The organism is Occallatibacter sp. (genome assembly GCF_049802275.1).
Lineage (GTDB): Bacteria > Acidobacteriota > Terriglobia > Terriglobales > Acidobacteriaceae > Telmatobacter.
In genome coordinates this window covers 1-2,974 of record NZ_JBARMD010000131.1, presented here as the reverse complement: position 1 = coordinate 2,974, position 2,974 = coordinate 1, and the positions used below count along the sequence as shown (strand labels likewise).

The following is a 2,974-nucleotide window of genomic DNA, read 5'->3' as shown; positions in this document are numbered from 1 at the left end:
GGGACGTCGAAAGCGAAACGAGGTTCATTGGGACCGATCAGCGGATTCCAACCCATCATGTTGATGTGGTCGGCGATAAGAACAAGCTGCCCGATTTTGTATCCTTCGGCGATGCCGCCCGCTGCGTTGGTGAGAATCACCGCACGCACGCCCAGCGCACCCATAACGCGCATGGGGAAGGTAACGTCGCTGGCCGAGTAGCCCTCGTAGAAGTGCACCCGGCCCTGCATCACCACTACCGGCGCTCCCCCGAGCATGCCTGCAACCAGGCGGCCGGAATGACCTTCAACCGTAGACTTGGGAAAGTGGGGGATCGATTCGTAGGGAACTACGATCTGATCGTGGACCGCTTCGGCTGCAGCGCCCAATCCGGAACCCAGCACGATACCAAGGCGAGGTCGGAGCCTGCCCAACTTGGCGCGCAGAAATTGTGCCGCCTCTGAAACGTCATCAAAGTAGCTCATAGCTTGTCTCAATAAGTCCGTTCCTGCGATTCTACAACTGCGCTTTATTCCGGTCGGCCTGAGCACTACCGGCTTTAATCGCGCTCTTAAATTCTCGCGGAGGCTGCATCATGTGCCGCAACATCAAAACGCTTTTCAACTTCGACCCTCCCGTCACGCCGGAGGAAGTTCGGGCTGCGTCCTTGCAGTTTGTGCGCAAGATCAGCGGGTTCGCGAAACCTTCCAAAGCTAACGAAGCTGCATTCCTTACTGCGGTCGACGAGGTGGCGGCCGTCTCAGCCCGCCTGCTGGCCTCGCTCGAAACCACCGCGCCGGCACGCACCCGCGAAGAAGAAGCGGAAAAGGCCCGTCTTCGCAATGCACAAAGATTTCCCGAGAAAGTCACACCATGAAAGAGATCGTCGCCGTCGTTTTTGGATTTGGGCTGCTCTGCAATGCATTGCTCTTTGTGCCGCAGGTTCTCGCCGTATGGCGCAAGAAGACTGATGAAGGGATCTCGCTGATCACTTTCGGCGGGTTCAGCGTGTTGCAGGTGATCGGCGTTGTTCATGGGGTGTATCAAAGAGATGCTTCCCTCATCGTGGGAATGGCGGCGAGCTTTCTGAGTTGCGGATCGGTCACGGCTCTGACTTTCTTTTATCGGTTGCAACGGCTTAAAAACACCGCTTGAGGGGATGGTCGAAGGGAACCGCCTTCCGCGCCGAATCTGCATCCAAACTATTGTTCGGGCCGCGCTCGACCGGAGGTCCTCCGTGCTCAGGACTCGGTTTCTCACGTTCGCAACTCTTCTGGCTGCAACTCTCGCTAGCGCCGCTCAAAGTCCCCGCGACATCGTTAGGCAAGCCGTTCAAACTGAACTCGCCGCAAGCCGCGATGACCACTCCCACTGGCTTTATTTCGAGATAGATCGCCAGCCCAGTAAGTCCGTCAAGCAGTGGGTCGCCGAAGCCAATCCGGTGAGTGTCGATCGCGTAGTTGAACGCGACGGGCAGACTCTCTCCGAATCGCAACAACGCCAGGAGATGGGCGCCTTCATCCATGACTCTCGCGCGCAGGCTAAACGGCGCAGGAGCGGTCAGCATGATGATGAGCAGGCCACTGAACTTCTGAAGATCCTGCCCGACGCCTTCATCTGGACGAATGCAGGGTCGCAAGGAAGCGACATTCTGCTCCATTTCAAACCCGATCCGCAGTTCCAGCCGCCGGATCTCGAGGCCCGCGTCTTCGCTGCGATGGAAGGTGACATGGCGATTGACCGCGATCAGCATCGCATTGTTAGCCTAAAAGGACGCTTGATCCGCGACGTCAAGATTGGATATGGGCTTCTGGGCGAACTCGAGGCTGGCGGTACGTTCGACGTGGAACGGCGTGAACTCTCGCCCCATGTCTGGCAGATCACCGAGACACACGTCCATATTCAAGGGCACGCCCTCATTTTTAAAACGATCTCGGAAGAGGAAGACGATGTGAAGACAAATTTTGAGCAGATAGCAGCCGGAACGACGTTGCAACAGGCTCAGAATGAATTGCTCCGTCGCAGCCCGGATCCGGCGCGGGAGCAGGCGCTTCATCGCGCACGGTAGCTTTTGAGCGGAGAGCTATCGCGATGCTGCGAGCGTAGAGGATCCAGAATCCTGCTGAGCAGACTTTGACATTTCAGCTTTTGAGATCGGCCGCCCGCACGTGGAGGGCACATTCGCCATCTGCTTCAGGAACACTCGATAGCCAGGCCAACCAGGCCGCAGCGTAGACCAGTAGCTGGCCTTTGTCAGAAGGGGTCGTTTCTGAACGACAAGCTGGTTCTGGAGGATATTCACACCGCAGAGCAAATTGTTCTCCGGCTGCAGAATCGTTTTGTCCGGATCGTGCTCCTGCAGATGCTTGTCTGTTTCCCAGTCGAAGTCGCATCCGTATCGCTTCGCGTCCTCGTAGGTGAGTTGGAGCAGGCCTTCGCTGCGCACCATGCGATGACTGACTCTATCCACGACCGCAACCTGCGGTTCAGTGTGCTGGACATTCGAGGTCGCTTTCAGCCCCGCTTCCGCGCCGGAAAGCGCCTGAAAGAAGTAGGCCCAGAACTGGCGCTTGTCCACTTCCTTCATAAAACTGAAGCGCGGGCAGAATTGCCTTACGTTGCTGGACATTTCAGGTTCAAGCAGATCGGCGGGAAGCGCCTTTTCAATCGTGCCATCCCACTCTGGCCGCCAGGTTTCGTCGTCGCCCAGCGCCGCCTTTTGTTCGGCAATCGGCGTTGAGGGTGCTGGCTTCAGGATGGGAGCAGGGGGGGTATCAGGCGTGGTTGCAGCCAAAGGCCTCGACGGACCTGGATCATAGCGAAAAGCAAGCAGTCCCACTGCACAGATAGCTGCGAGCAGGCAAATTGCAATTCGCAATGTTCCGGGCATTTGCACCCTGGGGAAGGCCTCCAAATGGGTGAGATGCGCATTTGATTATTGGCGATTTGTGGGCCTGCCGGTCAAAGATGTACAACCTTTTTTATTTCAATGGCC

5 protein-coding genes are annotated in these 2,974 nt (G+C 57.1%); 3 read left to right on the top strand and 2 right to left on the bottom strand.

Annotation, left to right across the window (positions count from 1 at the left end):
* The coding region (locus WA354_RS04320) for a purine-nucleoside phosphorylase (RefSeq protein ID WP_472811780.1) at positions 1-464 on the bottom strand (464 nt) is incomplete at its 3' end.
* Positions 465-574: 110 nt separating this feature from the next.
* On the opposite strand from WA354_RS04320, the gene WA354_RS04315 reads away from it, so the two are divergent.
* The 3 genes from WA354_RS04315 (at position 575) to WA354_RS04305 (ending at position 2,047) form a co-directional block, all read left to right on the top strand.
* Positions 575-856 (top strand): DUF2277 domain-containing protein, encoded by a 282-nt coding sequence (locus WA354_RS04315; protein ID WP_472811779.1) that lies wholly within the window; start codon positions 575-577, stop codon positions 854-856.
* On the top strand, positions 853-1,134 hold the full coding sequence (locus tag WA354_RS04310; protein WP_472811778.1) for a hypothetical protein: 282 nt from the start codon (positions 853-855) through the stop codon (positions 1,132-1,134). The genes WA354_RS04315 and WA354_RS04310 overlap by 4 nt, the downstream gene beginning before the upstream one ends.
* 82 nt (positions 1,135-1,216) lie before the next feature.
* Positions 1,217-2,047: a hypothetical protein gene (locus WA354_RS04305; RefSeq protein WP_472811777.1), complete on the top strand. Its 831-nt coding sequence runs from the start codon at positions 1,217-1,219 to the stop codon at positions 2,045-2,047.
* A gap of 15 nt (positions 2,048-2,062) precedes the next feature.
* Here WA354_RS04305 and WA354_RS04300 read toward each other — a convergent pair whose 3' ends face one another.
* Positions 2,063-2,869, bottom strand: a complete 807-nt coding sequence (locus WA354_RS04300; protein ID WP_472811776.1) for a hypothetical protein — start codon at positions 2,867-2,869, stop codon at positions 2,063-2,065.
* Positions 2,870-2,974 lie beyond the last annotated feature (105 nt).

Bases quoted from the DNA above. Each gene is read 5' to 3' on its own strand.
- WA354_RS04315 (WP_472811779.1), top strand. From the start codon at position 575: ATGTGCCGCAACATCAAAACGCTTTTCAACTTCGACCCTCCCGTCACG.
- WA354_RS04310 (WP_472811778.1), top strand. From the start codon at position 853: ATGAAAGAGATCGTCGCCGTCGTTTTTGGATTTGGGCTGCTCTGCAAT.
- WA354_RS04300 (WP_472811776.1), bottom strand. From the start codon at position 2,869: ATGCCCGGAACATTGCGAATTGCAATTTGCCTGCTCGCAGCTATCTGT.